Genomic DNA, 26818 nt, shown 5'->3' on the forward strand with positions numbered 1-26818 from the left:
ATATGGCCCTCATAACTAGGGATGATAAAACGAAATGATCTTTTCAATTTCCGGGTGGAGACTTTGTAAAACCGGACAAGTTCTGGCAGTATGTTCCAGTATCTTAGTTTGTTTTTCAGTATAAATTGCTGGAAAATAAAGATCCACCGCTATCTTAGCGATGCGTCTTGGGTTTTCAGCCATGGTCTTTGTGACCTCTGCCCTGGTTCCTTCAAGATCGATCTCCATGGCTTCAGCCTTAATACCCATCACAGTGATCATACAGGTGGCAAGGGCAGTAGCTACGGTATCGGTAGGAGAAAAGGCTTCTCCTTTCCCATGATTATCCACCGGAGCATCAGTAATGATCCTGGACCCGCTTTGTAAATGTTCCGCCTGAGTTCTAAGCTTGCCCTTATAAACTACTTTTGAAGTCATTATTCTACTGTACTTAGGGTTAGGTCTTCATTTAACCTCATAATATAAACAGCCTGATTGTGATATCCTCCTCTAGCACCTTTGGTATAATAGAACTTATTTTCATTGTATTCGGTATAGCCCTGGTGATCTACGAAAGAGGCATACAAATTTTCAGCCGATGCCAGTCTAAGTAGAATATCCAGGGTAAGGTCATAGCCTCTGACAGCATATTGGTTTGGTTCTACCCCATATTTCTCGGTATATTCTTCAATAAATTCCTTGGAGACCTCCCTGTTGTATTCTCTGTCTACCGAAGGATAATGAAATTTCAATCGCGCCAGGTGGTTGTTGGAAACATTGAAATTATCGTAGGTACTATTCTTATCTGTGGTTAACAAGGTTATTTCCCTGTCTCTGGCCAGGCGATTTAAAGCTGAAGTGGCACTGCTTACAACGCCTACACTGGCAGATTCAAGAATCACCCAATTCTCCCGACCTTTTACCAGAGATTCATCCAGGTTCTCAGCAGTTATATTTCCATTTGAAGGCGTTATGACCCGCGCTGTGGGAAAAATACTTCTCAATCGTTCTTTAATCTGATAGGCCTGTCCATCAGCGATGATTACAATATTTCGGTTTTCGGCATTCTCTTTTAGATATTCCAGCATGGCATCGCGAAGCATATCATCGGTAGGCCTGCTTTGAAACAGGTTATCAAATGGTCTCATGGCCCGGTTGGATAATGGATTTATCACCGGTATCCCTCTGGATTCCAATCTGGCAGCTGCAGCCTCAGTAGTACTTTGCAATAAGGGTCCGATAACTGCATCAACATTATCAAAGTTATTGGTATTTATAATACTGACTACTTCTCCAGCATTCTGACGGGTATCATAGGTGCGCAGCCTGGAGGAGATTCCGAGTTCCTTTGCCTCTTCCACAGCCATTAAAGCGCCACCATAAAAATCCAGGGAAAGCCGAAGAATTCTTTCGTTCTCAATAGCCCTTTTAAAATCATGGATAGAATCTGACTCTATCTTTTGCAGATTAAACGGCAACATCAGGGAAATTTCTTTGGTCTTATAGTTACGAATCTCCTCTTCCAGGTCAAGTTTTTCAGAGGCCAGATCCTCTTCTTCAAGGCGATCCGGATCATTTAAGGATTCGGTTTCAGATGCGGCAAGATTTCCAAAACCCTGGCCTTTATTGGGCACTTTTAAAACCATCCCTGTTTTAAGTCCGTCCTCCAAGGCGGGATTCAAAGCGATCAGGGAATCCTGTTCCACCTCAAATCGCTTAGAAAGGCTATAAAGGGTTTCTTTAGGCTGAACTTCGTAAAATTCAAAATTATCGTCGGTAAGGATCACTGGTTGATCCAGCACCTTGGTTCCCACTCGTAGCATAATTCCCGGTTGCAATACCTCGACTTTGGGGTTTAGGGCTTCAAGTTCTTTAACCGTAAGGCCGTATTTACGAGCAATGCCATACTTGGTTTCCTTTGGGAGGACCACATGTTCACGCGTTTTGGTAACCTGGTTTTGAATTTCTGAACGGGTCCTGCTTTGAGAAACCGCCTGGGAAATTTGTTTTTTTCCTGCCACCGGAATTTGTATCTCCTCCCCCGAACGTAATTCCGAGGAATATAAATGGGGATTATAGCGCTTGATCTGGTCTATAGTTACCTCATATTTTTTAGACAGGCTATAAAGGGTTTCCTTTCTTGCTACCTTATGGGTTTTAAATTCCACATCCTCTGAGGCCTCTGGAGAAGTCTTAGTCTCGCTTATTGGTATGACCAGCTTGGATGAAACCCCTATTCCGTTCCTGGCATCCGGATTGTATTTATATATGGCTTCCTCACTAATATTATAGGATTTCGCTATGCTATAAACTGTCTCCCCGGGCTTTACAGAGTGATATTTATACTCCTGACTATAAACAGAAGAAGTACACAACTGAAAAGCAAAGAACAAAACAAAAAGGTATTTCATATCCATTATTTTAATCTGAATCAAAGTCTATTCCCATTCAATAGTCGCTGGAGGTTTAGAACTTATATCATACACTACTCTATTAACGCCTTTAACCCGATTTATTATAGAATTAGACGTTTTTTGTAAAAACTCATAAGGAAGATTGACCCAATCGGCAGTCATGCCATCGGTAGATTCCACCGCTCTAAGGGCAACCACTTTCTCATAGGTTCGTTCATCGCCCATAACTCCTACCGAACTCACAGGCAACAACATCGCACCTGCTTGCCACACTTTATCATAAAGCATCCAGTCTCTTAATCCCTGAATGAAAATATGGTCTACCTCCTGCAAGATACGTACCTTTTCTGCAGTAATATCTCCAAGAATCCTTATGGCCAGGCCTGGACCGGGAAAGGGATGTCTACCAAGTAATTCCTTATCGATTCCAAGCTCTGCTCCCACTCGCCTTACCTCATCTTTAAAAAGCATTTTAAGAGGCTCCACGATCTTGAGTTTCATAAAATCCGGCAGACCTCCCACATTGTGATGAGACTTTATAGTTGCAGACGGACCTCCGCTTACCGAAATCGATTCAATGACATCGGGGTAAATAGTACCTTGTGCCAGGTAGGTCACATCCTTTATTTCATGGGCTTCATCATCAAATACTTCGATAAAAGTATTCCCAATGGCCTTTCGTTTGGCTTCAGGGTCACTAATCCCTTCCAGAGCCTTCAGAAATCGTGCCGAAGCATCAACTCCTTTTACATTGAGCCCCATATCCTTATATTGGTGGAGTACGCTTTCAAATTCATTCTTGCGAAGCAGACCATTATTGACGAAGATGCAATAAAGGTTTTTTCCTATGGCTTTATGCAAAAGCACTGCAGCTACACTGGAGTCCACTCCCCCACTAAGACCAAGTACAACTTTATCGTCTCCGATTTTATCTTTTAATTCAGAAACCGTCAGATCCACAAATTTTCCAGGAGTCCATGTCTGGGCTACTCCAGCGATTCTCACAAGAAAATTCTCCAGGAGTTGTTTGCCATCGGTAGAGTGGTATACCTCCGGATGAAACTGGATCGCGAAAGTTTCCTCACCTTCAATACGGTACGCGGCATTCAGTACATCAGTAGTACTGGCCAGGCGAATGCTGTTTTGGGGTAACGCTTTAATGGTATCACTATGGCTCATCCATACTTGTGAATTTTCCATGATATCCTCAAACAAGGGTTCAGCATCTTTAATCACAGAAAGATTAGCACGGCCATATTCCCGGGTCTCGGAAGGTTCCACTTTTCCGCCATTAAACTGGGCCAGATACTGGGCTCCATAACACACGGCCAGCATTGGTTTCTTTCCGCGAATTTGGGAGAGATCCGGATGCGGGGCATTTTCTGCTCTTACAGAGAAAGGGCTGCCAGAAAGGATAACCGCTTTAAATTCTGATAAATCTTTTGGGATTTTGTTGTAAGGATGAATTTCGCAGTAAATATTTAGTTCTCTAACGCGCCTTGCAATAAGCTGCGTATACTGCGAACCGAAGTCTAAAATAAGTACGTTTTGTTGCATAGGCAAAAGTAATAATTTGAGGCAAAAATAAAATAACCAGCGACTTTATTTTCTATCTTTATTCAAAACATCTTTTTCAGCTAAATAAAAGATAGATACACAGTAATTTTGCTTTGGCCATAGTAATAGCCTCTCGGTTTTCAGTAGGTCCTATGGAGCCGGGCTACTCCCACTGGAGTCATATCAGAAACAACCTGCTAAAGCGAAAATTACACCTCAGATCTTATTATATGGGAAGGTAGTTTTTGCCGAATGAACCCAAACCTGGAACAGGCCTGGGAAAAACTGAATAAAGACAAGAAAAGCTTACGCTTGGATGATCAACTCAGATAATTGGGTTTAGTCTCCCGAACTACTGCTTATAATATCCCGGTAAATCTGCCAGGTCCCATCGGTATTCTTCCACAAGGTCATAAAGTGTCCATGGTCCGCTTCCTGCCCCTGAGGAGTGAAAATTTTATACCTGCCCGTTTCCGTGGCATAGTCTCCATAATGAAAAATCTCATGGCTTTCAATCTCCAGCTGCATATGGTTTTCCGTCATTGGCTGGTGTGCCTGGGCAATTGCTTTTCTACCTTCAAAAGGCGCGGTGCCTGTGAGTTTCATCATGGCATCTTTAGCAAAAAAAGAAGCGAATTTCTCGTGGTCTCCTCCATTGATGGCCTCAACCATCATATGCGTTTTTTGATCAATGACCTCCTCGACCTCGGAAGAAGTTGCCCCTGGGCTTTGTGAGTGGCCTTTAAAGCCTAAAATCAGGAATAGCATGGACAACATAATTAAATTTTTCATAGAAGTGATTTTAAGGTTTTTTACATCCCGTTAGACACTGTAAAATACAGTCAGATCCACTTGAGTGGACCTGACTAAATATACAAAAAAACGGCTAAAAAACTGTATTATAGCTTTTTAACCGTTTATCAATAGAATAATTTATGGGCTGACCTATTTCAGGGTGTCCAGGATCATATCAATATCTTTTTCAGTCGTATCGGGATTTATGAAACAAAAGCGCACCACGGTTTCTCCGTTCCAGGTAGTAGGTGTTACCAGGGCAAAGCCTTCCCTGTGATTCTTATAAGTCCAATCCCGGTACATTTCAGGGGTCCAGCCTTTCCTTTTAAATAAGACCACCGAAAGGCTTGAGGGCCGTACCAGTTCAAAATCCTGATCTTCCTTCACTTTCTCTTCTGCGATCTTGGCCAGTTCGATACCTCTTTCTATGGCCTTACGATATTTATTGGTCCCATGCATAGCCAGGGAGAACCAAAGAGGCATCCCCCTTACTCTCCTGGTGAGTTGGATTTGATAATCCGCAGGATTGAAGCCCTGGGCTCCCTCATCCTTAAATATTTCCAGATAGGCCCCCTTCTGGGAATGAGCATTTTTTGCCAATTCCATATCCTTATAAATCACCGCACCACAATCATAGGGTGAAAAAAGCCATTTATGAGGATCAATGGTAATACTGTCAGCTCGTTCAATGCCTTTAAATAAATGTCTTACCGATAAAGCAGCCAATGCGCCACCACCATAGGCACAGTCCACGTGCAGCCATATATTTTCTTTTTCGCATACCTGGGCAATGGTTTCCAGATCATCTATAATACCGGCATTGGTCGTACCTCCGGTCGCCACCACTGCAAAGAGGCGTTTGCGATCTTCCTTACTAAGAGCATCCACGGCCTCCTGAAGTTCAGGCCCGGTAAGATGCTCATCCTCACAATCGGCTAATATCACCTCAGCATCCATTACCTTTGCCATAGCCTTAATGGAACTATGGGCACCACTTGAGGTGATAAGCAGGGCCTTAAGTCCTTCATTTTCTGAATCCCTGCTGCGCCATTCTTCCCGGGCTGTGACCAGAGCCGATAAGTTTGCAGCAGTACCCCCACTGGTGAAGACGCCAAAGGATTCATCGGGAAGGCCAGTGAGCGAGACCAACCATTTCATGGCCTGGTTCTCACAGAAAATTCCTCCTGCACCTTCCATCCAGTAAGCCCCGTGAATACTAGAGGCGGATGTCACTAAATCGAACATGATGGCCGCTCTTGTAGGTGCCGCCGGCACGAAAGCCAGGTGTCTCGGGTGATCAATAGGGACAGTGGCTTTGACCAGCACATCCCTGAATAGCTGGAAAGCGGTTTCCCCACCAATCCCTTCTGGAGTGATGGTTTGCCCAACAATCCGGAATAAATCTTCTTCTTTTTTAGGGGCCCCCATTTCAGGGGTCACGTTAGAGATACGATCTATGGTATATTTCATGACATCCAGGGTCATCTCTACCAGATCCATATCTATGGTATGCATTCTGTTATTTTCCAAAAGTCAATATTTTAAATTCAGCCTCTAAAGGGTTTAGTTCTTTTAATAAGGTTAAAATCAGTTCTTCTCCATATTGCACATAGAGTTCAGAGAAATTGGTTTGCCTTTCCTGCAGGCTTTCATTTGGAAACAAATCATTCTGTAATTCTGCAATGCGGTGCACATGATCTTCCAGCTTGCGTTTCTGAGCTTTGAGAAGCCGTTTTTCCAAATGATCAAGCCCTTTTAGCTGTTTTACCTCCTGGGCTTTCACCGCGCCGAGGAAGGATTTATCAGTCTGCTCAGCAAGTTCATATAGATCCTTAAATTGTTTTACTAAATGTGCTTTCTGGGGAGAAAAATCGATATCTATATTGGAGATCTGTCTTACTTTTCTGTTGATAAGTTCGTGCGGTTTTAAAAATAGTTCCCGAACCGATATATTTAGCTTTTCTCGTTTTTCATTGATCTTTTCATTTTGGATCAAGGCGGAATTTCGCAGCAAAAGGACAGGAAAGCAAACTTTTTCCGCATCAAAATAATCCTTTAACTCCAGCCAGTAAGCCAGTTCTCCCCCACCACCTATATAACAAAGATTGGGAAGGATCACTTCCTGATAAAGCGGTCTAAGCATTACATTAGGACTAAAGCGTTCCGGATGCTGCTTCAATTCCTTTAGGATCTCTTCTTTGGTCCACGTTATTTCAGTTTCATGGACAAAATACCGGCCTTCCTTCTCGATAATCCGTTCCCGGTATTGGTTATGAAGGTAAAAAAGGTTGATTTCTCTGGGGTTTACCTGGACATTATAATCCAGCTCATCCAGCTTTTCCGTAGCAGGAACGGTAGTTTTGAAAGCAAGTTTCTCGGTAAGTTCTCTTTGAGCATATGGAATAAAAAGTTCCTTTAATTCCTTATGCTGTCCATCCAGAATCACCAGCCCCTGTTCCTTGAATAGCTCATTGGCAATATATCTTGTAGCCTCCGTAAGGTTTTCGTGCTGCAGATAGGCCGTTTGGAATAAGTTTTTGAGGAACTCGGCATTAGTTCCCCCACCAATTTCTGCTGAAAAAAGCCGATAGACTTCATCCAGGCCGGTGGTAGCAAGATTTCCTACGGCATCCCTTCCTGCGCTTTCTTCAGGTTTCGCCCACTTGAATTTTTTCCCGTGAAGGTTGAAAAAAGCGATCTCTTCAAAATCATGATCTTCGGTAGCCATCCAGTAAACGGGGACAAAATCATACTCCGGATATTTTTCCTTTAAACTTTTTGTGAGGTTAATCGTAGAAACGATCTTATATAAAAAATAGAGGGGACCCGTAAATAGATTCAACTGGTGTCCTGTGACCACTGTGAAGGTAGTTCTTTGAGCCAATAAGTCGATATTGCCGGCTGTAGCCGATGAAATTGTGGTATTGGCGTACTGCTTTTTCAGGCTTTGCACCAGGATCTCCCTGTTTTCAACTGAAAATGAAGCCTTCTCTTCGATTTGGGCTTTAAAATTTTCAATTTCAGGAAACCTGTTATAAAATGGCCTGAGGCTTTCCTTCTGGGCCAGGTAATCTAAAATAAGATCAGAAAAATAATTTGTTTCTTTATACGGGATACACTCGGTTGGCATTAGCAATTCTTTGGTGATGTAAAGATACCCAGATTAGGTATTTTTTTGCCAGTTTTTTAGTTAATTTGGCTTCAAATACGATCTTTACTACGGTTTGTAATCCTCAAAATTAATAAATGAAAACAATTCTACTTCCTTTCCTTCTGCTATTTTTCGTCTTACAGGGTTTTGCCCAACTACAAAGTCCTGAGGATTTCCTCGGATATCAGCTCGGCACAGCATTCAGCAATCATCACGATGTGGTGAAATATTTTGAACATGTCGCTGAAAATTCTCCAAGGGTAAGCTATCACAATTACGGGCAGACCTATGAACGCAGGCCCCTTACCTATGCTATTGTTTCCTCTGAGGAAAACATCAGAAACCTCGAACAGATAAGGACCAGCCACCTGGCCAATACCCAAGGGGTTGGCCAGGCAGAAATAGCCATTGTTTGGCTTAGCTATAATGTGCACGGCAATGAAGCCTCCAGTACAGAAGCTTCCATGAAAACCCTCTACGCATTGATCACAGAAAAAAGTGATTACCTGGAGAACACGGTGGTCATCATAGACCCCACGGTAAATCCCGATGGTCGGGATCGCTATGTCAACTGGTATAACCAGGTCAAGGCAACACCATACAATACTTCTCAGGCTGCCATTGAACATAACGAGCCATGGCCGGGGGGAAGGCCCAACCATTATCTTTTTGATTTAAACCGTGACTGGGCCTGGGCTACCCAAATTGAAACCCGGGAAAGGTTAAAGGTTTATAATCAATGGTTACCTCATATCCACGTCGATTTCCATGAGCAGGGAATGAACGAACCCTATTACTTCGCACCCGCTGCCAAGCCCTTTCATGAAATAATCACGCCGTTTCAGCGTGAATTTCAGACCGAGATCGGTAAAAACCATGCCCAGTATTTTGATCAAAACGCTTGGTTATATTTTACCAAGGAGCGTTTTGACCTTCTATATCCAAGTTATGGGGATACCTACCCCACTTATATGGGAGCTATAGGGATGACCTATGAACAGGCCGGCCATGTAGGCCTTGGAGTTCGCACCGATGAGGGTTACAAGCTAACCTTAAAAGACAGGGTAGCCCATCATCACACCACCGGGTTGTCTACCGTTGAGATCGCCTCCAAAAATGCCAAACGACTTAATAGGGAATTTAGAAACTTTTTTGACAACAGCCAGCTCAAAACCAAATCCTATGTATTAAAAGGAAATGCGGATAAAATCGAAGCTTTAAAAGACCTTCTGGATAAGCACCAGATCCAGTACGGTCAACCAAATGCAGATCGCATCCCTGGTTTTGTCTATGGGAAGGCTAAATCCGAAAACTTTATTGCTGATCAAAACAGCCTGGTAGTAAAGACTAACCAGCTAAAAGGAAAGATGGTGGACGTTTTATTTGAACCTTCAACCACACTGGTGGATTCGTTAACCTATGATATAACCGCCTGGAGCCTTCCTTACGCCTATGGCCTGGAGGCTGTTGCCAGTCAAAGAGAGGTATCCTCTCATCCTTACCCTGATAGCCCTGAGACCAAAAACACCCCATCACCCGCTGCTGCAGGTTATATCACCAAATGGAATTCCATGCAGGATGCACAGTTTCTAGCAGCTTTACTTAAAGAAGATATAAAGGTGAGGTTCAGTGAGAAACCATTTGAGAATGGTGGAAAAAAGTTTGACAGGGGAAGTCTTTTGATCACCAGAAGTGACAACAGAAAACAGGAAGATTTTGATAATAAGCTTATCAGGCTGGCCAATGAACACCAAAGAGAACTGCTTGCTGCTGAAACCAGTTTTGCCACAAGCGGACCTGATTTCGGTTCTCCAGGGATCAAGATCATCAATGCTCCTAAAATTGCCGTTTTACAAGGTAAGGGAACCTCCTCACTTAATTACGGTGAAATTTGGTATTTCTTCGAGCAGGAACTGCAGTATCCGATCACCTCCATCGGAACCGATTATTTCTCAGGGGTAAACCTGGCCCAGTTTGATGTGCTGGTGATGCCGGAAGGGAATTACCAGGATATCCTTAACAATGGTGAACTGGAAAACCTGCTATCCTGGATCCAAGGCGGAGGAAAAGTAATCGCCATTGGCAGGGCCGTAAGCGATTTTGCCGGCAACAAATCCCTGAGCCTGAAAGAAAACATAAGCCCAAAGGATACCGTGTCTCCGAATCTCATTCCATACGCTCAACGGGAACGCGAAAGCGCTAAAGATCTCATCACCGGGAGTATCCTCAAGACCGAAATAGATAAAACCCATCCCATGGCCTTTGGGTATGGCGATACCTATTTCAGCCTGAAACTCAGTAATCGGAGTTTTTCAATATTAAACGAAGGGTACAATGTAGGTTATCTGGAAGAACCGGAGATCATTGCCGGTTTTGCCGGCAGCCAGGCCGTCAAAAATCTTGAGAATTCGTTGATATTCGGAGAAGAACGCCTGGGAAAAGGAAGTATTGTTTATATGGTGGATAATCCTCTTTTCAGAGGTTTCTGGCAAAATGGCAAACTCTTTTTTGTGAACTCCATTTTCTTTGTGAACAATAGTGAACTCAAGTGATGAGTTTGTTTTTTAAAAAAGTGTATTTTAACCCGGCTCCTTCCGGGTTTTTTATTTTTTCTTCTAAGGCCACCACACAAAATTTCTATTTTGGATAGAAAAATAAACCTTAATTTTGGTAAGCTCAAACAGCATACACTATGAAATTCCTAAGACTGCTATTTCTTACTTCTTTCTTATTTATTTCCGGTAAGTCTTTTACTCAGGATAAAGGCCCGGATTTCAACGTAGATTTTCAAACTTTCACCCTGGAAAACGGGCTTAATGTCATTTTCCATGTGGATAAATCAGATCCTGTGGTGGCGGTAGCCTTAACAGCTCACGTTGGCTCGGCCAGGGAAAAAGAAGGTCGCACCGGATTTGCACATCTTTTTGAACATCTTTTATTTCTGGAGTCTGAAAACCTTGGGAAAGGGGGACTTGATAAGATGAGTGCTCGTATCGGGGGCTCTGGAGCCAACGGTTCCACTAGCCGGGACCGAACAAACTATTTTCAAACCGTTCCTAATGACGCCTTGGAGAAAATGATCTGGGCGGAGGCCGATAAACTTGGATTCTTTATTAATACCGTGACCGAACCTGTATTGGCCAAGGAAAAAGAGGTCGTAAAAAACGAGAAACGCCAAAGAGTAGACAACAGTCCTTACGGGCACACCTTTGCTGTGATCGATAAGAATTTATACCCAGAAGATCATCCCTATAACTGGCAGGTCATCGGTTCCCTTGAAGACTTGCAAAACGCTACCCTTGAAGATGTAAAAGAGTTTTACAATAAATGGTATGTTCCCAATAATGTGACCTTAACTATAGCTGGTGATTTCGATACCCAGCAGGCCAAGGAATGGGTTCATAAGTATTTCGATGAGATTCCCGCCGGGGAAGAGATCGAAAGACAGGAGAAGCAACCTGTTAAGCTCAAAGAAATCAAAAGCCTGTATTATGAGGACAATTTTGCACACTTACCCGAGCTTACCATAGCATGGCCTGGGGTTTATTCCTATCATGAAGATTCTTATGCCCTGGAGGTCTTGGCCGATTACCTGTCCCGGGGAAAAAATGCTCCCCTGTATAAAACGCTGGTGGAAGAAAAGCAACTAACCGACCAGGTACAAATGTTTAATTACACCTCAGAACTTGCCGGACAAATAATGCTCCAGGTAAGAGCCTACCAAGGCAAGGATCTGGATTCTGTCCACCAGGCCATAGAAGAAACTTTTACTGAATTCGCAAAAAACGGTATCTCAGAAAAAGATCTAAAACGCATCAAGGCAGGACAGGAAACCAGGTTTTACAACAGTCTCTCGAGTGTCCTGGGCAAAGGTTTCCAATTGGCACAATACCAGATTTTCGCTAACGATCCCAATTACATTAACAGAGATGTCGAAAAAATCCTGGCCGTCACCACTGATGATGTTCAAAGGGTATTTGAGAAGTATCTCTACAATAAAAATTATGTAGCTACCTCTTTTATTCCTAAAAACCAGAAAGACCTGGCTCTGGAAGGGGCCACTATGGCAGATATCACCGAGGAAGAAATAAAGGAGGACCCGGAGATTATGGTCGATCCAAATGCAGAGACTACCTACGAAAAGACCCCCTCGAGTTTTAATAGAAGTTTGGAACCTCCATACAGTGCTGCTCCGGAGTTAAATGTCCCGGAAATATGGAAAAGCAGGATGCCATCAGGGCTGGAGATCCTGGGGATAACCAATTCGGAAGTGCCCCTTGTTAAATTCAGCCTGGAAATTACTGGTGGATTAATGCTTGAAGAGCATGAAAAAACAGGGGTTTCGAACCTTCTGGCTAATTTAATGACTAAGGGGACTAAAAACAAGAACCCAGAGGAACTGGAGGAAGCCATAGAACTACTGGGAGCCGACATTCGGGTAAGAGCAGGAGAAGAAAAGATAAGCCTTAGCGGGAGTACCCTGGCAAGAAATTTTTCGGAAACCATGCAACTGGTGGAGGAAATCCTTCTGGAACCCCGCTGGGATCAAGCGGAGTTTAACCTGGTAAAACAACAGGCCCTGAGCCAGATTAAACAACAGGATGCTAACCCTAACGCCATTGCCAACCGGGAATTTAAAAAACTCATCTATGGCGAAGATCATATTTTATCCAACCCGGTGATCGGAACGGATCAGAGCCTCGAAAAGATCAGCCTTCAGGACCTCAAAAATTATTACCGGCAACATTTATCTCCTGTTGTGTCTACATTTCATATTGTAGGAGACATAAAAAAAGAAGAAGCCCTGGAAGCCGTAAAAAGTATTTCGGCCAACTGGCCACCTCAGCAGGTTAGAATACCTGAGCTTCCAAAGACTCAAAGACCGGAAGAGGCTAAGATCTACTTCTATGATGTCCCCGGTGCCAAACAATCGGTATTGCGATTTGGAGCCCCGGCCCTATCTGCAACCGATGAGGATTTTTACCCGGCCCAGGTGATGAATTACAGGCTTGGGGGTGGTGGTTTTGCCTCACAGCTCACTCAGCAGCTTCGGGAAGGAAAAGGCTACACCTATAATATCCGTTCGGGATTCTACGGCGAAAAAAATACCGGTCCTTTCATGATCAGCAGTGGGGTTAGAACCAATATCACCTTCGATGCCGTTAAACTCATCAAGGAAATTCTGGAAAATTATCCGCTGAATTATGATCAGCAGGACCTGGAAATCACTAAGGGTTTTATGATCAAAAGCGCGGCCAGAAAATTTGAGACCTTAGATTCCAAACTAGGAATGCTAAGCGAAATCAGCAACTATAAGCTGGATGAAAATTATATCCAACAAAGGGAAGAACTGGTCAACAATATCTCAGTACTTGAAATCCAGGAACTGGCGGAAAAATATATCAATCCGGAAAAAATGTACTTTTTAATCGTAGGTGATGCCCAAACCCAGTTAGAAAAGCTGGAAGCCCTTGGCCTGGGAGAAGTTGTATTATTAAATAAAAAGGCCCAACAATGATATTACCGTCAATTTTACTGGTCTTAGGATTATTGGTGCTCATTTTCGGTGCAAATTACCTGGTGGAAGGAGCCTCTGCCCTGGCCAGGAAATTTAAAGTCTCTGATCTGGCCATAGGACTGACCATAGTTGCCTTCGGAACTTCGGCCCCGGAATTGGTGGTCAACAGTATTGCCTCCATGGAAGGGCACCAGGATATCGTTTTTGGGAATGTCATAGGCAGTAATAACTTTAACCTGTTCATTATTCTGGGGCTCACAGGACTTATCACCCCCCTGGCAGTACAATCCAGTACTGCGTGGAAAGAGATTCCCATTTCATTGGTTGCCGTTATAATTTTGTTCATGATGGTCAATGACGGGGCACTGCTATCCGGTGCTGAAAATATCCTGGGGAGGTGGGAAGGTATTATTTTACTTTTCGGGTTTTTGGGTTTTTTATATTACGTCTATAAACAACTTACCTTAGAAAAAAGCATAGGAACTAGTCCTGAGAAAAAGTTATCGAATCTCAAGATGAGTCTGTTTATCATCGGGGGTCTGGCTGGGTTGGTCCTTGGGGGACAACTGGTGGTAAACAATGCCATTGAGATAGCAGAAAACTTAGGAATTAGTGAAAAAGTTATCGGTCTTACCGTTATTGCTGCCGGAACTTCCCTACCTGAACTGGCTACTTCTATGGTGGCGGCAATAAAGAAAAATGCTGATATCGCCGTGGGAAATATCATCGGTTCAAATATTTTTAATTTCCTGCTTATCCTGGGCACGGCTTCTTTGATTAGTCCCGCCAGTTATAACCTTTCCTTTAATACCGATCTCTACATTCTTGCAGGAGGGACACTTTTTCTGATGCTGGCCATGTTTACCGGTAAACGAAAAATGTTAGACCGGTGGGAGGCCGGTGTCTTGTTTGTATTTTATTTAGCCTATACCATTTACCTGGTGGCTCGGGAATTATAAGAATTTTAACGAAAGAGAATAAAATTCAGTTTAATTTTATACTGATGAAAAAGCTATTACTCATTATTGGTATGGCCCTGTTACAGGCTTGTAACAATGAAGCCCAGGAACAAAAGACCCAGTTGAAGCTCGATGAGCTACGTGCCCAGGTCGATGTCCTAAGGGTTCAAAATGATTCTTTACAAAAAGAATTATTGGTGTTGAAAAATCGCAACCCGAAAGTTTTTTCAAAAGCTTTTGATACCATTTCCAATCCTGAAACCTTTGTCAAGGATGCTTTAAAAAGTAATCCTGAACTAATTCCGGAAGCAGGTGTCCTTGGAGGCAAAATGCATTTTGTCAATACTGAAATTCTTAATGATCGGTTTATCTGGGCTGAATTTGAAGACGGACATATTAACGGACAGGCCATTTATCAGTACCGACTTTCAAAAGAAGGAAAACCTCAGTTCAGACTAATTTCCAAAATCCCTCAATAAAAAAAGTTAGTTTGACCAAAAAGATATCTTACTTTGTAACTGCAGCTATTATCCTGGGGCTTATCATCGCCTACTTTACCTATCCTCCATTTGGAGATTTTATCAACCAAACCTGGGACATCCTATTAAGCAAGGATGAAGAAAGGATCCGAGATCACTTTAAAGGATTTGGTTTTTGGGGACCTGCAGCCATAGTCATTTTAATGATTCTCCAGATCTTCTTGGTCATTTTCCCCAGTTGGTTACCGATGATCGTGGCGGTACTGGCTTATGGTTTTATCGGCGGGGTACTTATTTCCATAGTTGGGGTCTTTTTAGCCTCCAGCCTGGGTTACGCCATAGGAAAACTATTGGGGGAAGGCAATTTGGCTAAAATCCTTGGAAAAGATAAAAATAGGAAAGTAAATGACATGGTGGAGGATTATGGTTTCTGGGCGATAGCCCTATTTAGGGTTTCTCCTTTTCTTTCCAACGATGCCATAAGTATTATCGCTGGTATGCTCACCATGGGATATCGAAAGTTCATCCTGGCAACCCTTACCGGGATCACTCCCCTTGCTATTTCCATAGGTTACTTTGCCGAAGATCCTGACACTTTGAAAAATGGTCTCTACTGGATAGGTGGTGCTGGATTTGTGCTATACGGACTCTATATCTATATCGACCGGCGAAAACAAGGCAAAAAGTAAATGATAAGCTCGTTTATGATCCTGGCGCTGTTGCCAGCATAAAGAATGTTGTTGTAGGTAAGAAGGATATATTGCTTTCCCAGTTTGGAAATTTAACCTACCTTATTAATGATGAAAGCTGCCCTGAAAATAGTTGTTTTGCTGATCCTTCTTCCGCCAGTGATCTATCTCTTTGCTGCCATTACAGGAATGCTTATTCCGGTAAATTCGGATTTTCAGCCCTCAGAAAACGGGGTTACCATCTATCTCCAGACCTCAAGGCTACACACCGATATCGTGGTTCCCTTACATCATGAATTAAAGGACTGGCAGGATAATATTTCACTCGGACATAGCCTCTCGGATGCCCCCGAAACAAGATTTATCGCTTTTGGTTGGGGTGACCTTGAGTTTTACCGCAATACCCCCCAATGGAAGGACCTGAGCTTAAAGACCGGTTTTCGGGCTTTGTTTTTAAAGACTCCTGCAGCCCTGCACCTGGAATTTTTGAAAAATCCTCCTTCTTCCGAAAAAACGATCAGCTTAAAGATAAGCCGCAATCAATACCTCAAGCTCACCGAATTTCTCGAAAAAAGCTTTGAGACTGACAGAAAAGGAAAGGTGCACCTAATTAACGGGTTGCATTATAGCTCACGAGATGCATTCTATAAGGCCAGGGGTTCGCTGAGTCTTTTTAAAACCTGTAACACCTGGTCAAATAATGCCCTGAAGGCATCGGGATTAAAGGCTTGTCTATGGACGCCTTTTACAGAAGGAATCCTTTATACTTATAGATAAAGCTCGTAAATTTCAGTGTTTATCAGTGGCGATATTTTGTAATTTTATATAGGACCTGTAGCGCGTGAAAAAGATTATAAAAGCTAAACATACCTCCTTTATAATTTCCGGAAGCATTCTGGGGGTGTCTGTATTAGCCTATTTTGCCCTACCCTCGTTTGGACAGTTCATAGACACTACTGTAAATATCCTGATCAATGGTAATGAAGAGTATACCAAAGAATATTTCAAAGATTTTGGAATCTGGGGACCATTGGCCATAATAGTATTTATCATTTTGCAGATGTTCCTAATTGTTTTCCCTTCCTGGCTTCCTATTATCATAGCGGTGAGAGCCTATGGATTTTGGTGGGGGATTCTCATCGCCCTCACAGGAGTGGTTCTGGCTTCCTGCATAGGTTATTATATCGGCAAAAGCTTCAAAGGAGCTTTTCTTACCAAAGTCATCGGAAAAAAGAGGATGGAAAAAATGGATTTCTGGATCACCAATTATTCTTTCGGATCGGTGGTCCTTTTTCGAATCTCACCTTTTCTTTCCAATGATGCTATAAGTTTTATTGCAGGTATGCTTCAGATGAAGTTCAAAAAATTCATGCTTGCGACCCTCACTGGAATGGTCCCCCTGTCCATCGCTATAGGAATTTTTTCTGATGACATTTCCGAGCTGAAAAGTGGACTATACTGGGTAGGAGGGCTCGGACTGATCGCCTATGTCATCTACATCTATATCGATTATACCAAAAGAAGAAGTAAAAAAGTCTGACTTTCGGGCCAAATTAAGTCTGGCCTCTATCTTAACGTATTTTATATTTTTTTTATAACCACCTGGAATAAAGGTTTGTATTGAAATACTTACCTTAAAGCTATGAATCTAAACCCTGGTACTATGTGGTCAGAAAAAGAGGTAAGCCCCAGGATGGATAAATTTTATCACCGTCTCGAAAATTCCCAGGATCTCGATCCTTTAATGGACAGGATCGGGGACTCCAAATACGTCCTGCTGGGCGAGGCCAGTCATGGCACCCATGAATACTATACATGGCGCGCACGATTATCCAAAAGATTGATTAAAGAGAAAGGCTTTTCCTTTATCGCGGTGGAGGGTGACTGGCCCGATTGTTATCATATTAATTCCTGGATTAAAAACTATGAGCAATCCCCGAGGGATATCTTAGAGGTGCTGAGGCAATTCCGACGCTGGCCCACATGGATGTGGGCTAACTGGGAGGTCGCTGCTTTTGCCACCTGGTTACGGGACCATAATGAGGGCCTGGCCTTAAAAGAAAAAACAGGCTTCTATGGCCTGGATGTGTATAGCCTGTGGGAATCCATGGAGGCCATTATGGGTTATCTGGAAAAAGAGGATCCGGAAACAGCCAGGCTGGCCCGTGAGGCCGTGCAGTGCTTTGAACCTTTTAAAGCCAGGGATTCTTATGCCTCGGTCTTCTCCTCTTCCCATTCGGACTGCAAAAGAGAAGTAGTGGACCTTTTGAAAGAAGTCAGAAAAAAAGCCCACAGTTATGACCGGCAGGAAGAAGCGGGATTAAATGCAGAGTTGAATGCTCTTGTCATGGCTAATGCTGAAAAATATTATAAAGCCATGGCAGGCTTTGGGGAGGATTCCTGGAATATCCGGGATAGGCATATGGCCGAAACCCTGGACCGGCTTATGAAACATCATGGTAAAGATGCCAAGGTTATCGTATGGGAACACAACACCCATATCGGAGATGCCCGGGCAACTGATATGGCTGCCGATGGTCTGATCAACCTGGGGCAACTGGTAAGAGAACGATACCGGGAAGACCAGGTGTGCCTGGTAGGATTTGGATCGTATAAAGGATCAGTAATAGCCGGAAAAAGATGGGGTGCACCCATGGAGCGTATGAAGGTTCCTAAGGCCATCCGGGGAAGCGTGGAATTCCTTCTGCACCAGGAAAGTCCCCAGAATAAGCTTATTATTTTCGATGAAGATCAATCTTTAAAGGAACAATTCACACAAGAAATGGGGCACCGGGCGATAGGAGTGGTTTATCATCCCGATCATGAAAGGGGGAACTATGTGCCTTCCCGGCTTTCTGACCGCTATGATGCTTTTTTATTTATCGACAGAACTAGGGCCCTGCATCCTTTAAAGTTGCATCCCAATCCTGAACTAACTCCTGAAACATATCCCTTTGGGATTTAAAGAATTTTCAATTAAAAAAATAAAATACTATGAGAACTTTAGATGAAATCACAGAAATCCTGGGCCAGGAGGCCTCCTACTATCTGGAACACGTGAGTAAAAAAATTTCCAAAGACCGGCTCACCGTTCCCGGACCCAGAACCATTGAGAATTTTATAGAAAGTGACCGAAATCCCCAGGTTCTCAAAAGCCTTTCTCAGTTATACAATCACGGCAACCTGGCAGGAACGGGTTACTTGAATATTCTCCCCATCGATCAGGGGATTGAACATTCTGCAGCTTTTTCCTTTTACAAGAACCAGGATTATTTCGATCCAGAAAACATCATAAAACTAGCCATGGAAGCAGGTTGCAACGGGGTAGCCACAACATTTGGGGCCCTGGGATTACATGCCCGAAAGTATGCCCATAAAATTCCTTTTGTGGTGAAATTAAATCATAATGAACTACTGACCTATCCCAATAAATATGACCAGATCTCCTATGGAACGGTAAAGGAAGCCTGGAACCTCGGAGCTACTGCCGTGGGGGCTACCATTTATTTCGGTTCCGAAGAAAGCAATAGGCAAATTCAGGAAATCGCCGCGGCTTTTGAGCAGGCGCATCAGCTGGGAATGGCCACCATTCTTTGGTGCTACACCAGAAACAATGCATTCAAAACAAAAAAAGAGGATTTCCATACCGCTGCCGATCTTACCGGCCAGGCTAATCATCTCGGGGTAACCATTAAGGCTGATATTATCAAACAAAAGTTACCGGAGACCGATCGGGGCTTTAAAAACATCGATTTTGGAAAATATGATGAGGCGATGTATGAAGAGCTCACCACAGACCATCCGATAGATCGCTGCAGGCTCCAGGTGGCCAATTGTTATATGGGCAAGATCGGATTGATTAATTCCGGGGGGGGTTCCAAGGGTGAATCAGATATCAAGGAAGCAGTACGCACGGCCATTGTCAATAAACGCGCGGGGGGATCAGGTCTTATTATGGGCCGAAAAGCCTTCCAACGTCCCATGGCTGAAGGGGTAGATATCTTAAGAAGAGTACAGGATGTATACCTGGAACCCCAGGTAACCATTGCCTGATAACTCTCATGGGCGAGTCCAGCAAGCAGCAGTGAATATAAACCAAACTGCTCTAATCCTAAGAGCCTGCTCCATCAGATGCAGGCTTTTCCTTTAAATTATATTTTCGGACTTGTTAAACCGATCTGACTTTGATTTCCCTTCTGCCAGGTATTTTAGCTTCCACATTGACCGGTTCCCCGTAGAGATCAAAATCTGCGGCATCATTGATCTTAACCTGGTAGAATTCGCCGGTCTTTAAATAGATGGAAGTGGCGTCAATCAGCACCTCATTATCCACATCAGGAGAGTCGAATTCGGTACGACCTATAAAGTAGTTTCCTTCCTTTCGGTCAATTACCACCTTAAAGGTCTGCCCTATTTTCTGCTGGTTCAATTCCCAGGAGATCTGGCTTTGAATTTCCATAATCTCATTGGCTCGCTGCTGTTTTATCTCCTGAGGCACATCGTCCTGGAGGTTATAAGCATGGGTGTTTTCTTCGTGTGAATAGGTAAAACAGCCCAATCGCTCAAAACGCATCTCCTTAACCCATTGCTTGAGTTCCTGAAAATGAGCCTCTGTTTCTCCGGGATATCCCACAATTAGCGTAGTCCTGATAGCCATCTCCGGCACGATCCTTCTGAAATCCTTCAACAGGTTTGTGGTCTTTTCATGTGTGGTTCCGCGACGCATGGATTTCAGTAAATCTGTAGAAATATGCTGCAAAGGAATATCCAGGTAATTACATACCTTGGGTTCGCGTTTTATCACCTCCAGCACATCCATAGGAAAGCCGGTAGGAAAAGCATAATGCAACCTGATCCACTCGATCCCTTCTACCTTTACCAGGTTTTCCAATAATTCGGCTAAATTTCGTTTTTTATACAGATCAAGGCCATAATAGGTAAGGTCCTGCGCGATAAGGATAAGTTCCTTCACCCCATTTTTTGCCAGGTTTTTAGCCTCTTTCACCAGGTCTTCAATGGGCGTGGATTTATGGCCGCCTCGCATAAGGGGAATGGCGCAGAATGAACAAGGCCTGTCACAACCTTCAGCGATTTTAAGGTAAGCATAGTTCCTTGGGGTTGTGGTAAGGCGTTCGCCCAAAAGCTCATGTTTATAATCTGCTTCCAGTGCTTTAAGCAAACCAGGAAGTTCAGTAGTCCCAAAATACTGGTCCACATCGGGAATCTCTTTTTGAAGATCGGGTTTATAGCGCTCACTAAGGCATCCCGTCACAAAAACTTTATCAACCTCCCCTTCTTCCTTTTGTTTTACATATTCCAGGATGGTATTTACCGATTCTTCCTTGGCATTATCAATAAAGCCACAGGTGTTGATGACCACGATATTCCCATCCTGCTGGTGAACCACATCTTTTTTATTGGCCCGTAACTGTCCCATTAACACCTCGCTATCGTAAACGTTCTTACTACAGCCCAGGGTTACCACATTGATCCTGTTCTTTTTAATCGTCTTGGTCCTCATAGAATTCTGTTTTTCCTGCCTTGCTCAAAGCGGGTGCAAAGATACGATCTAAAATGAGAACTTCCACCTGATTCGTAAAAATGGAGGCATTCACCATAAATGAACGGAATTTGGTATCTTCAAAACTTAAAATATGAAGTCATGAAAAAGCCTTTGGTTGCCCTGTTTTTACTCCTTTTCATCAGCCAGCATATATTTTCTCAACAGCGCCTGCGCGAGCTGGGTATTGAGATTGGGGTGCTGCCCACCGGTGCCTTAAATGCCATCACAGATGTCAAAGGCGTCAAAGTCGGTCATAAGAGTTTGATTAAAGGAGATTCGGTGCGTACCGGGGTGACCGCTATCCTGCCCCACGGAGGAAATATTTTTCAGCAAAAAGTCCCGGCAGCGATCTATATCGGGAATGGCTTTGGAAAACTTGCCGGCAGCAGCCAGGTGCAGGAACTTGGTAACCTTGAAACTCCGGTGATCCTTACCAATACCCTTAATGTGGGCACTGCAATGGATGCGGTTATACAATACAGCCTGGAGCAGCAGGGCAATGAAAATATCCGTTCGGTCAATGCGGTGGTGGGAGAAACCAACGACGGATTTCTCAACGATATACGAGGCCAGCATATTCGTACCGAGGATGTACGCTACGCCATAGAAAAGGCTACCACTACCAATACCGAAGAAGGCAGTCTGGGGGCCGGAACGGGGACCGTAGCCTTTGGCCTGAAAGGCGGAATCGGAACGGCCTCCCGAAAACTCCCGGAAAGCATGGGCGGATACACTTTGGGTGTGTTGGTACAAAGTAATTTTGGCGGGGTCCTGCAGATCGCAGGAGCGCCTGTGGGAAAAACACTACAGAAATTCAGTTTTAGTGATAAGCTGATGAGCAATACGGATGGCTCATGCATGATCGTGGTGGCCACTGATGCCCCATTGGGAAGCCGCAACCTGGAACGCCTTGCAAAACGTGCTTTCCTGGGCATAGCCAAAACCGGGGGAATTGTCTCCAATGGCAGTGGTGATTATGTGATCGCTTTTTCCACCTCTGAAAAAGTACGGGTTCCTTATAAGGTGGAAAACGACACCCAAAGTATGGAAGTAGTCCCTAACGATTTGATGTCCCCATTGTTTATGGCCGCTATCGAAGCTACGGAAGAGGCTATTTTAAATTCTCTTTTTATGGCCCAAAGCACCAAAGGCCATCGAGGCAGTATTCAGGCTATTCCAATGGAGAAGGTTTTACCGGTATTAAGGGAATATAGGGTGATAAAGGATTAATTTGATCTTTAAGGCCTGGTCCGCTCTATAAAAACCTGTTGTAACTTCCGGGTTATATCCTCTTTTTTAGTGGTAAAGACCTCCTTGTCCTTATAGAAGATTGAATGTACTTTCATGATCTGGGTGGTCGTACCAGTTACAAAAACCTCCTCTACCTCTACCAGTTCATCCAGGTGTACTTTAGCTTCTTTCACCTTCAGTCCAAGGTCCTGGGCAAGATCCAGCACTACATCCCGGGTAACTCCTGAAAGGATGTCCGGTCCCTTAGGGTGGGTAAAAAGACTGCCTTGTTTCACAAAGAAAATACTGGTATGGGAGCCTTCGGTAAACCAACCATTTCGTATTAGCAAGGTCTCATCGAAACCTGTGGTGATCGCTTCTTCATTGGCCATAACATTGGCCAGCAGGGAAATGGATTTGATATCACAACGATGCCATCGACGGTCTTTGGTCACACTTACCTTCCAGCTTTTTTTATCGAAACCCTCCAGGGTTACCGGGAAGGCATACAACAAAACTGTCGGTCTGGCTTTCTCCGGATAATAATGGGTTCTGGGAGCTACCCCCCGGGTGACCTGCATATATACCGCACAATCCTGTGTGGAAAGTTCGGCCCGGGTTATAGCTTTATAGATTATCTTCTCCAGGCTAAAAGCATCGAACTCCAGGCTAATCTGATCCAGGCAATATTGCAGCCGTTGCAGGTGTTCCCTGAGTTTAAAGCCTTTACCCTTATAGAACGGGCTCACCTCATAGATTCCATCGCCAAGCATAAAACCCCGGTCAAAGACAGAGACCTGAGCCTTATCAGGACTAAGCCAGCTACCGTTGAGATACACTTCATTGGGATAGGATTTTTTAGGTTTCACAGAAAAAGTTTTTAATGGGTGAGGTAAAAATCGGAAAATACCATGGAAATGAACTAAAAAACCAATATTTTTTCCTCTTGGCTCCTTCCTGGCCATGAATAATGGAACTGGGAATCCTTGTGTAGCCATGGAAAGACTCCAGACATTAATTGTGAGGGTCAAGCACCAAAATAACTTTCAATAGCGATCATCCAGTCCTGTTCAAAATACCTCACCAGGCTGATAAGGACCACTCCTGCGATCACATAAGCCCAGTGGTAGCTGCTTTTTTTCACCATTCGCCAGCCAATAACTGCAAAAACAAGATATGGCAAGGCCAGGATGAGATTGGCATAAGGAGCATTTCCCCCCAGGGCGGCAATGATTTTCATCACTACATAAAAGATGCTGTAAAAGAAAATGATCTTAGAGATGAGGGAAAGATAATTACTGCGCATTAGTCGGTATAATTTTCAGGAGCTTTACGTCTTTTTGATTGTTCTTCATAAACCCGGGCCCAATTAAGCAGATCCTGCTCCCCATTGGGGATAGTCACAATAGTGAGTCCTTTTGGAGCTCCCTCCCCGGTAAAGCCCATTGGTACAGTAATAGCCGGATATTTGGCTACCGCTGCGAAACCAGCGTGATAATTATTAATGGAAAGCACTGCGTCCAGGTCATGTTCTTTCATAGGTACATCAAAGAATTGCTTTCCGTTTCGGTTTAGGGTGTCTTTAATGGCAGCAAAATCCTCCCTTGAAGCGGAATCCTGCAAGATTCCTTCAAACAAAGCCTGACCGTAAGGCATTCTTAAGCTCGAATCTTCTATATTAAATTTTACCAGGTCCTCCACTGAAGAAAAACCGGTATTTCCACCGTATTTTTCAAAATATTCCGGAAGGTCCTTCTTCATATCCAGGTTCAAAAGCCTCACAAAATTTGGAAGCTGAACATCCTGAGCTTCAAATTCTACCACCTCTGCCCCTGCTTTTCTAAGATCTTCCAGGGCCTGAACGTAAAGCGAATCTTCCATAAGGCCTTTTATAGCTCCAAATCGTTTCCCGTCTATACTTGCCTTTTCCAAAGGAGTATAGTAATCCTGAACAGGATCAGAAAAATCTTCAGAGGCTGGATCATCCTCATCCTTGCCGGCCATTGCCGATAACAAGATTGCATTATCTACCACTGATTTGGTGATAGGCCCCGGGGTGTCCAGGGTTCCTGAAATCGGAACAATTCCTCCCCTGCTTAGCAGTCCTATGGTAGGTTTAAGCCCCACCAAAGCGTTCTGGCTCGACGGGGATAAAATAGAACCTGAGGTTTCAGATCCTACAGCTACAGGAGCTAAATTTGCGGCCACGGCTACAGCACTTCCAGAGCTGGAACCACCGGTATCAAAGATCTTTCTCCCGTAAGGGTTAAGGGTTTGTCCCCCAATGGCGGAATATCCGCTGGGACACTCCCCGCAAAAGAAATAGGCCCACTCACTTAAGTTGGCTTTACCCAGGATAAGGGCGCCGTTATTTTTGAGCTGCTTCACAATATAAGCATCCTCGGTTTGATTATCCCGAAGGGCAACCGACCCTGCTGTGGTGGAGGCCATCTTTGCATTGATATTGTCTTTTAAAAGCACTGGTATTCCAAAGATAGGATGATGTTCGCCGCCCTCTTTGAGCAACTTATCCTTTTCCCGGGCTTGTTGTAGAATATCTTTATTCAGAGAAATAACTGAGTTTAGGGAAAGCGCATTCTCCCTATCATATCTTTTGATGCGATAAAGGTAAAACAAGACTAGTTCCTCGTAGCTGAGTTCCCCGTTCCTTATCTGTTCCTGGATTTCCGGGATATCGGCTTCCAGGAGCCCCTCTCTCAAAGCTACATAACGGTCTTCTGCAAAAGCCTGGAGATCCTGCTCAAAAGGTGCCCATAAAGAATCCAGGACAATAAATTCCGAATCCAGGACCTTATACTCCATTTCTTCCGGTTGAGTAACGCTGTCCCTGGCATTCCCCTGGACTTCTTTATCAGCCTCTTTATCTCCACAGGAAATAAATAGCGCAAGACAAGACAGGAGGATAAGTTTGTTCATAAAAGCAATTTTTATTGTTTAAAGAAAGAGTCTACAAATTCGTATTTATTGAATACCTGAAGATCTTCAACACCTTCTCCCACCCCAATGTATTTTACAGGAATCTTAAACTGGTCACTGATACCGATGACCACACCCCCTTTTGCCGTACCGTCAAGTTTGGTTACCGCAAGAGAGGTTACCTCGGTAGCGGCCGTGAACTGTTTAGCCTGTTCGAAGGCATTCTGGCCTGTGGAACCATCCAACACAAGGAGTACTTCATGAGGGGCATCCGGGATGACCTTTTGCATCACGCGTTTTACTTTCGTGAGCTCATTCATAAGGTTCACCTTATTGTGCAAGCGACCAGCGGTATCGATAAGCACTACGTCGGCATCTTGTTTTACTGCGCTTTGCACAGTATCGAAGGCTACAGAAGCAGGATCGCTTCCCATTTTTTGTTTGATAATAGGAACATCAGTGCGATCGGCCCAGATCTGTAACTGGTCTATGGCTGCAGCCCGAAAAGTATCGGCAGCTCCAAGAACCACCTTTTTTCCAGCGCTTTTAAACTGATGTGCCAGTTTCCCGATGGTGGTCGTTTTTCCTACCCCGTTTACCCCTACCACCATAATCACATAAGGTTTAACATCGGGCAGTTGAATATTAGCAGCTTCTCCTGATTCGGATTCAGCCATAAGCGCGGCGATTTCTTCGCGGAGAATTCGATTGAGTTCCTCGGTTCCCAGGTATTTATCCCGGGCGACCCTTTCTTCTATGCGGTTAATTATTTTTATGGTAGTGGCCACACCCACATCACTGCTTACCAGCACGTCCTCCAGATCATCTAAGACCTCATCATCAACTTTGGATTTACCGGCTACCGCCTTGCTCATTTTATCAAAGAAGCTGGTTTTGGTTTTTTCCAGACCTTTGTCAAGGTTTTCTTTCTTATCCTTTGAAAATATTTTTTTGAATAAGCTCATTTTTGGTTTGGTTTAAAAAGGGAATTTCTGGGAAGGAAATTCAATAATAATAAGTGTAAATATACATAAATGGGATGGCATACCACAGCCCGGGCTTATAGAAAATAAGAACGCTCTGCCGGCACGGATTTGCTCCCACTAAGGCTTTAAATTAAGAAAGCCGCCCGGAGTTTATCCAGACGGCTTTTTATAATGTCTTGTACCTAAAGTACTAAATTACTTTTTCTTCAAAAAGTCGTTCACGTCTTCCGGAGCCATAATTGCTTCTACAAAGGTATAGGCACCGGTTTTTGGAGATTTAACCATTTTAATCGCTTTGGTCAATCTTTTAGACCCTGTTTGTATAGATGCTACTGATTTCTTTGCCATGACTCAAATTATTTTATCTCTTTGTGAACCGTCATTTTCTTAAGAATAGGATTGAATTTCTTCAACTCCATTCTATCCGGTGTATTCTTTTTATTCTTGGTAGTGATGTATCTTGAAGTTCCTGGTTGCCCAGACTCCTTATGCTCTGTACACTCTAAAATTACCTGTACTCTGTTGCCTTTCTTTGCCATTATTCTATGTTTTTATGCCCGG

Annotated in this window: 23 protein-coding genes; 10 read left to right on the forward strand and 13 right to left on the reverse strand. The window is 43.7% G+C overall.

The genetic code is table 11. The annotated features are described in order from the left end of the window. Positions 1-15 precede the first annotated feature (15 nt). From ACW6NC_RS07175 to bshC, 6 genes are all read right to left on the reverse strand, one after another. Positions 16-417, reverse strand: a complete 402-nt coding sequence (locus ACW6NC_RS07175; RefSeq protein WP_457864773.1) for an OsmC family protein — start codon at positions 415-417, stop codon at positions 16-18. After that, complete coding sequence (locus ACW6NC_RS07180) at positions 417-2390, reverse strand: LysM peptidoglycan-binding domain-containing protein (protein ID WP_457864775.1); 1974 nt, start codon at positions 2388-2390, stop codon at positions 417-419. The genes ACW6NC_RS07175 and ACW6NC_RS07180 overlap by 1 nt, the downstream gene beginning before the upstream one ends. 27 nt (positions 2391-2417) lie before the next feature. After that, a complete protein-coding gene (guaA, locus tag ACW6NC_RS07185) occupies positions 2418-3950 on the reverse strand; it encodes a glutamine-hydrolyzing GMP synthase (protein ID WP_457864777.1) in 1533 nt (510 codons plus the stop codon). A gap of 339 nt (positions 3951-4289) precedes the next feature. Next, positions 4290-4742 carry a YybH family protein gene (locus ACW6NC_RS07190; protein WP_457864779.1) on the reverse strand — a complete coding sequence of 151 codons (453 nt, stop codon included), beginning with the start codon at positions 4740-4742 and terminating at the stop codon, positions 4290-4292. 153 nt (positions 4743-4895) lie between these two features. After that, positions 4896-6260, reverse strand: a complete 1365-nt coding sequence (locus tag ACW6NC_RS07195) for a pyridoxal phosphate-dependent decarboxylase family protein (RefSeq protein ID WP_457865232.1) — start codon at positions 6258-6260, stop codon at positions 4896-4898. 4 nt (positions 6261-6264) lie between these two features. Then, positions 6265-7875 (reverse strand): bacillithiol biosynthesis cysteine-adding enzyme BshC, encoded by a 1611-nt coding sequence (bshC, locus tag ACW6NC_RS07200; protein ID WP_457864781.1) that lies wholly within the window; start codon positions 7873-7875, stop codon positions 6265-6267. A 116-nt stretch (positions 7876-7991) separates the two neighbouring features. On the opposite strand from bshC, the gene ACW6NC_RS07205 reads away from it, so the two are divergent. The 9 genes from ACW6NC_RS07205 to ACW6NC_RS07245 all read left to right on the forward strand — a co-directional run bounded on the left by ACW6NC_RS07205 (position 7992) and on the right by ACW6NC_RS07245 (position 19594). Further along, on the forward strand, positions 7992-10448 hold the full coding sequence (locus ACW6NC_RS07205; protein WP_457864783.1) for a M14 metallopeptidase family protein: 2457 nt from the start codon (positions 7992-7994) through the stop codon (positions 10446-10448). A 140-nt stretch (positions 10449-10588) separates the two neighbouring features. After that, on the forward strand, positions 10589-13414 hold the full coding sequence (locus tag ACW6NC_RS07210) for a M16 family metallopeptidase (protein ID WP_457864785.1): 2826 nt from the start codon (positions 10589-10591) through the stop codon (positions 13412-13414). Continuing rightward, the gene (locus tag ACW6NC_RS07215; RefSeq protein WP_457864788.1) at positions 13411-14373 is read left to right on the forward strand and encodes a calcium/sodium antiporter; all 963 of its coding nucleotides are present in this window, start codon (positions 13411-13413) and stop codon (positions 14371-14373) included. The genes ACW6NC_RS07210 and ACW6NC_RS07215 overlap by 4 nt, the downstream gene beginning before the upstream one ends. Positions 14374-14417: 44 nt before the next feature. Continuing rightward, entirely contained in the window at positions 14418-14852 is a 435-nt protein-coding gene (locus ACW6NC_RS07220; RefSeq protein ID WP_457864790.1) for a hypothetical protein, read from the forward strand. An 11-nt stretch (positions 14853-14863) separates the two neighbouring features. Beyond that, on the forward strand, positions 14864-15541 hold the full coding sequence (locus tag ACW6NC_RS07225) for a TVP38/TMEM64 family protein (protein ID WP_457864792.1): 678 nt from the start codon (positions 14864-14866) through the stop codon (positions 15539-15541). A gap of 108 nt (positions 15542-15649) precedes the next feature. Then, positions 15650-16318, forward strand: a complete 669-nt coding sequence (locus ACW6NC_RS07230) for a TIGR02117 family protein (protein ID WP_457864794.1) — start codon at positions 15650-15652, stop codon at positions 16316-16318. A gap of 64 nt (positions 16319-16382) precedes the next feature. Further along, a complete protein-coding gene (locus ACW6NC_RS07235) occupies positions 16383-17081 on the forward strand; it encodes a TVP38/TMEM64 family protein (protein ID WP_457864796.1) in 699 nt (232 codons plus the stop codon). A 123-nt stretch (positions 17082-17204) separates the two neighbouring features. Next, the gene (locus ACW6NC_RS07240) at positions 17205-18506 is read left to right on the forward strand and encodes an erythromycin esterase family protein (protein WP_457864797.1); all 1302 of its coding nucleotides are present in this window, start codon (positions 17205-17207) and stop codon (positions 18504-18506) included. 29 nt (positions 18507-18535) lie between these two features. After that, entirely contained in the window at positions 18536-19594 is a 1059-nt protein-coding gene (locus tag ACW6NC_RS07245; RefSeq protein ID WP_457864799.1) for a class I fructose-bisphosphate aldolase, read from the forward strand. 115 nt (positions 19595-19709) lie between these two features. Here the strand turns inward: ACW6NC_RS07245 and rimO are convergent, their stop codons facing one another. After that, on the reverse strand, positions 19710-21062 hold the full coding sequence (gene rimO / locus ACW6NC_RS07250) for a 30S ribosomal protein S12 methylthiotransferase RimO (protein WP_457864801.1): 1353 nt from the start codon (positions 21060-21062) through the stop codon (positions 19710-19712). Positions 21063-21203: 141 nt separating this feature from the next. Here rimO and ACW6NC_RS07255 point away from each other — a divergent pair, with 141 nt between their 5' ends. Further along, positions 21204-22334 (forward strand): DmpA family aminopeptidase, encoded by a 1131-nt coding sequence (locus ACW6NC_RS07255; protein WP_457864803.1) that lies wholly within the window; start codon positions 21204-21206, stop codon positions 22332-22334. Between the two features lie 8 nt (positions 22335-22342). Here the strand turns inward: ACW6NC_RS07255 and ACW6NC_RS07260 are convergent, their stop codons facing one another. The 6 genes from ACW6NC_RS07260 to rpmG all read right to left on the reverse strand — a co-directional run bounded on the left by ACW6NC_RS07260 (position 22343) and on the right by rpmG (position 26796). Next, positions 22343-23203 carry an aminotransferase class IV gene (locus ACW6NC_RS07260; RefSeq protein ID WP_457864805.1) on the reverse strand — a complete coding sequence of 287 codons (861 nt, stop codon included), beginning with the start codon at positions 23201-23203 and terminating at the stop codon, positions 22343-22345. A 158-nt stretch (positions 23204-23361) separates the two neighbouring features. Then, entirely contained in the window at positions 23362-23640 is a 279-nt protein-coding gene (locus ACW6NC_RS07265; RefSeq protein WP_457864807.1) for a hypothetical protein, read from the reverse strand. Further along, complete coding sequence (locus tag ACW6NC_RS07270; RefSeq protein WP_457864809.1) at positions 23640-25271, reverse strand: amidase family protein; 1632 nt, start codon at positions 25269-25271, stop codon at positions 23640-23642. Before ACW6NC_RS07270 ends, ACW6NC_RS07265 begins: the two co-directional genes overlap by 1 nt. 11 nt (positions 25272-25282) lie before the next feature. After that, positions 25283-26236 (reverse strand): signal recognition particle-docking protein FtsY, encoded by a 954-nt coding sequence (gene ftsY, locus ACW6NC_RS07275; protein WP_457864811.1) that lies wholly within the window; start codon positions 26234-26236, stop codon positions 25283-25285. Positions 26237-26452: 216 nt separating this feature from the next. Continuing rightward, the gene (locus tag ACW6NC_RS07280; protein ID WP_081211514.1) at positions 26453-26605 is read right to left on the reverse strand and encodes a DUF4295 domain-containing protein; all 153 of its coding nucleotides are present in this window, start codon (positions 26603-26605) and stop codon (positions 26453-26455) included. A gap of 8 nt (positions 26606-26613) precedes the next feature. Beyond that, on the reverse strand, positions 26614-26796 hold the full coding sequence (gene rpmG / locus ACW6NC_RS07285) for a 50S ribosomal protein L33 (RefSeq protein WP_081211513.1): 183 nt from the start codon (positions 26794-26796) through the stop codon (positions 26614-26616). Positions 26797-26818: the final 22 nt, after the last annotated feature.

The organism is Salegentibacter profundi (assembly GCF_054121475.1).

Bases quoted from the DNA above. Each gene is read 5' to 3' on its own strand.
- ACW6NC_RS07175 (WP_457864773.1), bottom strand. From the start codon at position 417: ATGACTTCAAAAGTAGTTTATAAGGGCAAGCTTAGAACTCAGGCGGAA.
- ACW6NC_RS07180 (WP_457864775.1), bottom strand. From the start codon at position 2,390: ATGAAATACCTTTTTGTTTTGTTCTTTGCTTTTCAGTTGTGTACTTCT.
- guaA (WP_457864777.1), bottom strand. From the start codon at position 3,950: ATGCAACAAAACGTACTTATTTTAGACTTCGGTTCGCAGTATACGCAG.
- ACW6NC_RS07190 (WP_457864779.1), bottom strand. From the start codon at position 4,742: ATGAAAAATTTAATTATGTTGTCCATGCTATTCCTGATTTTAGGCTTT.
- ACW6NC_RS07195 (WP_457865232.1), bottom strand. From the start codon at position 6,260: ATGCATACCATAGATATGGATCTGGTAGAGATGACCCTGGATGTCATG.
- bshC (WP_457864781.1), bottom strand. From the start codon at position 7,875: ATGCCAACCGAGTGTATCCCGTATAAAGAAACAAATTATTTTTCTGAT.
- ACW6NC_RS07205 (WP_457864783.1), top strand. From the start codon at position 7,992: ATGAAAACAATTCTACTTCCTTTCCTTCTGCTATTTTTCGTCTTACAG.
- ACW6NC_RS07210 (WP_457864785.1), top strand. From the start codon at position 10,589: ATGAAATTCCTAAGACTGCTATTTCTTACTTCTTTCTTATTTATTTCC.
- ACW6NC_RS07215 (WP_457864788.1), top strand. From the start codon at position 13,411: ATGATATTACCGTCAATTTTACTGGTCTTAGGATTATTGGTGCTCATT.
- ACW6NC_RS07220 (WP_457864790.1), top strand. From the start codon at position 14,418: ATGAAAAAGCTATTACTCATTATTGGTATGGCCCTGTTACAGGCTTGT.
- ACW6NC_RS07230 (WP_457864794.1), top strand. From the start codon at position 15,650: ATGATGAAAGCTGCCCTGAAAATAGTTGTTTTGCTGATCCTTCTTCCG.
- ACW6NC_RS07240 (WP_457864797.1), top strand. From the start codon at position 17,205: ATGTGGTCAGAAAAAGAGGTAAGCCCCAGGATGGATAAATTTTATCAC.
- ACW6NC_RS07245 (WP_457864799.1), top strand. From the start codon at position 18,536: ATGAGAACTTTAGATGAAATCACAGAAATCCTGGGCCAGGAGGCCTCC.
- rimO (WP_457864801.1), bottom strand. From the start codon at position 21,062: ATGAGGACCAAGACGATTAAAAAGAACAGGATCAATGTGGTAACCCTG.
- ACW6NC_RS07255 (WP_457864803.1), top strand. From the start codon at position 21,204: ATGAAAAAGCCTTTGGTTGCCCTGTTTTTACTCCTTTTCATCAGCCAG.
- ACW6NC_RS07265 (WP_457864807.1), bottom strand. From the start codon at position 23,640: ATGCGCAGTAATTATCTTTCCCTCATCTCTAAGATCATTTTCTTTTAC.
- ACW6NC_RS07270 (WP_457864809.1), bottom strand. From the start codon at position 25,271: ATGAACAAACTTATCCTCCTGTCTTGTCTTGCGCTATTTATTTCCTGT.
- ftsY (WP_457864811.1), bottom strand. From the start codon at position 26,236: ATGAGCTTATTCAAAAAAATATTTTCAAAGGATAAGAAAGAAAACCTT.
- ACW6NC_RS07280 (WP_081211514.1), bottom strand. From the start codon at position 26,605: ATGGCAAAGAAATCAGTAGCATCTATACAAACAGGGTCTAAAAGATTG.
- rpmG (WP_081211513.1), bottom strand. From the start codon at position 26,796: ATGGCAAAGAAAGGCAACAGAGTACAGGTAATTTTAGAGTGTACAGAG.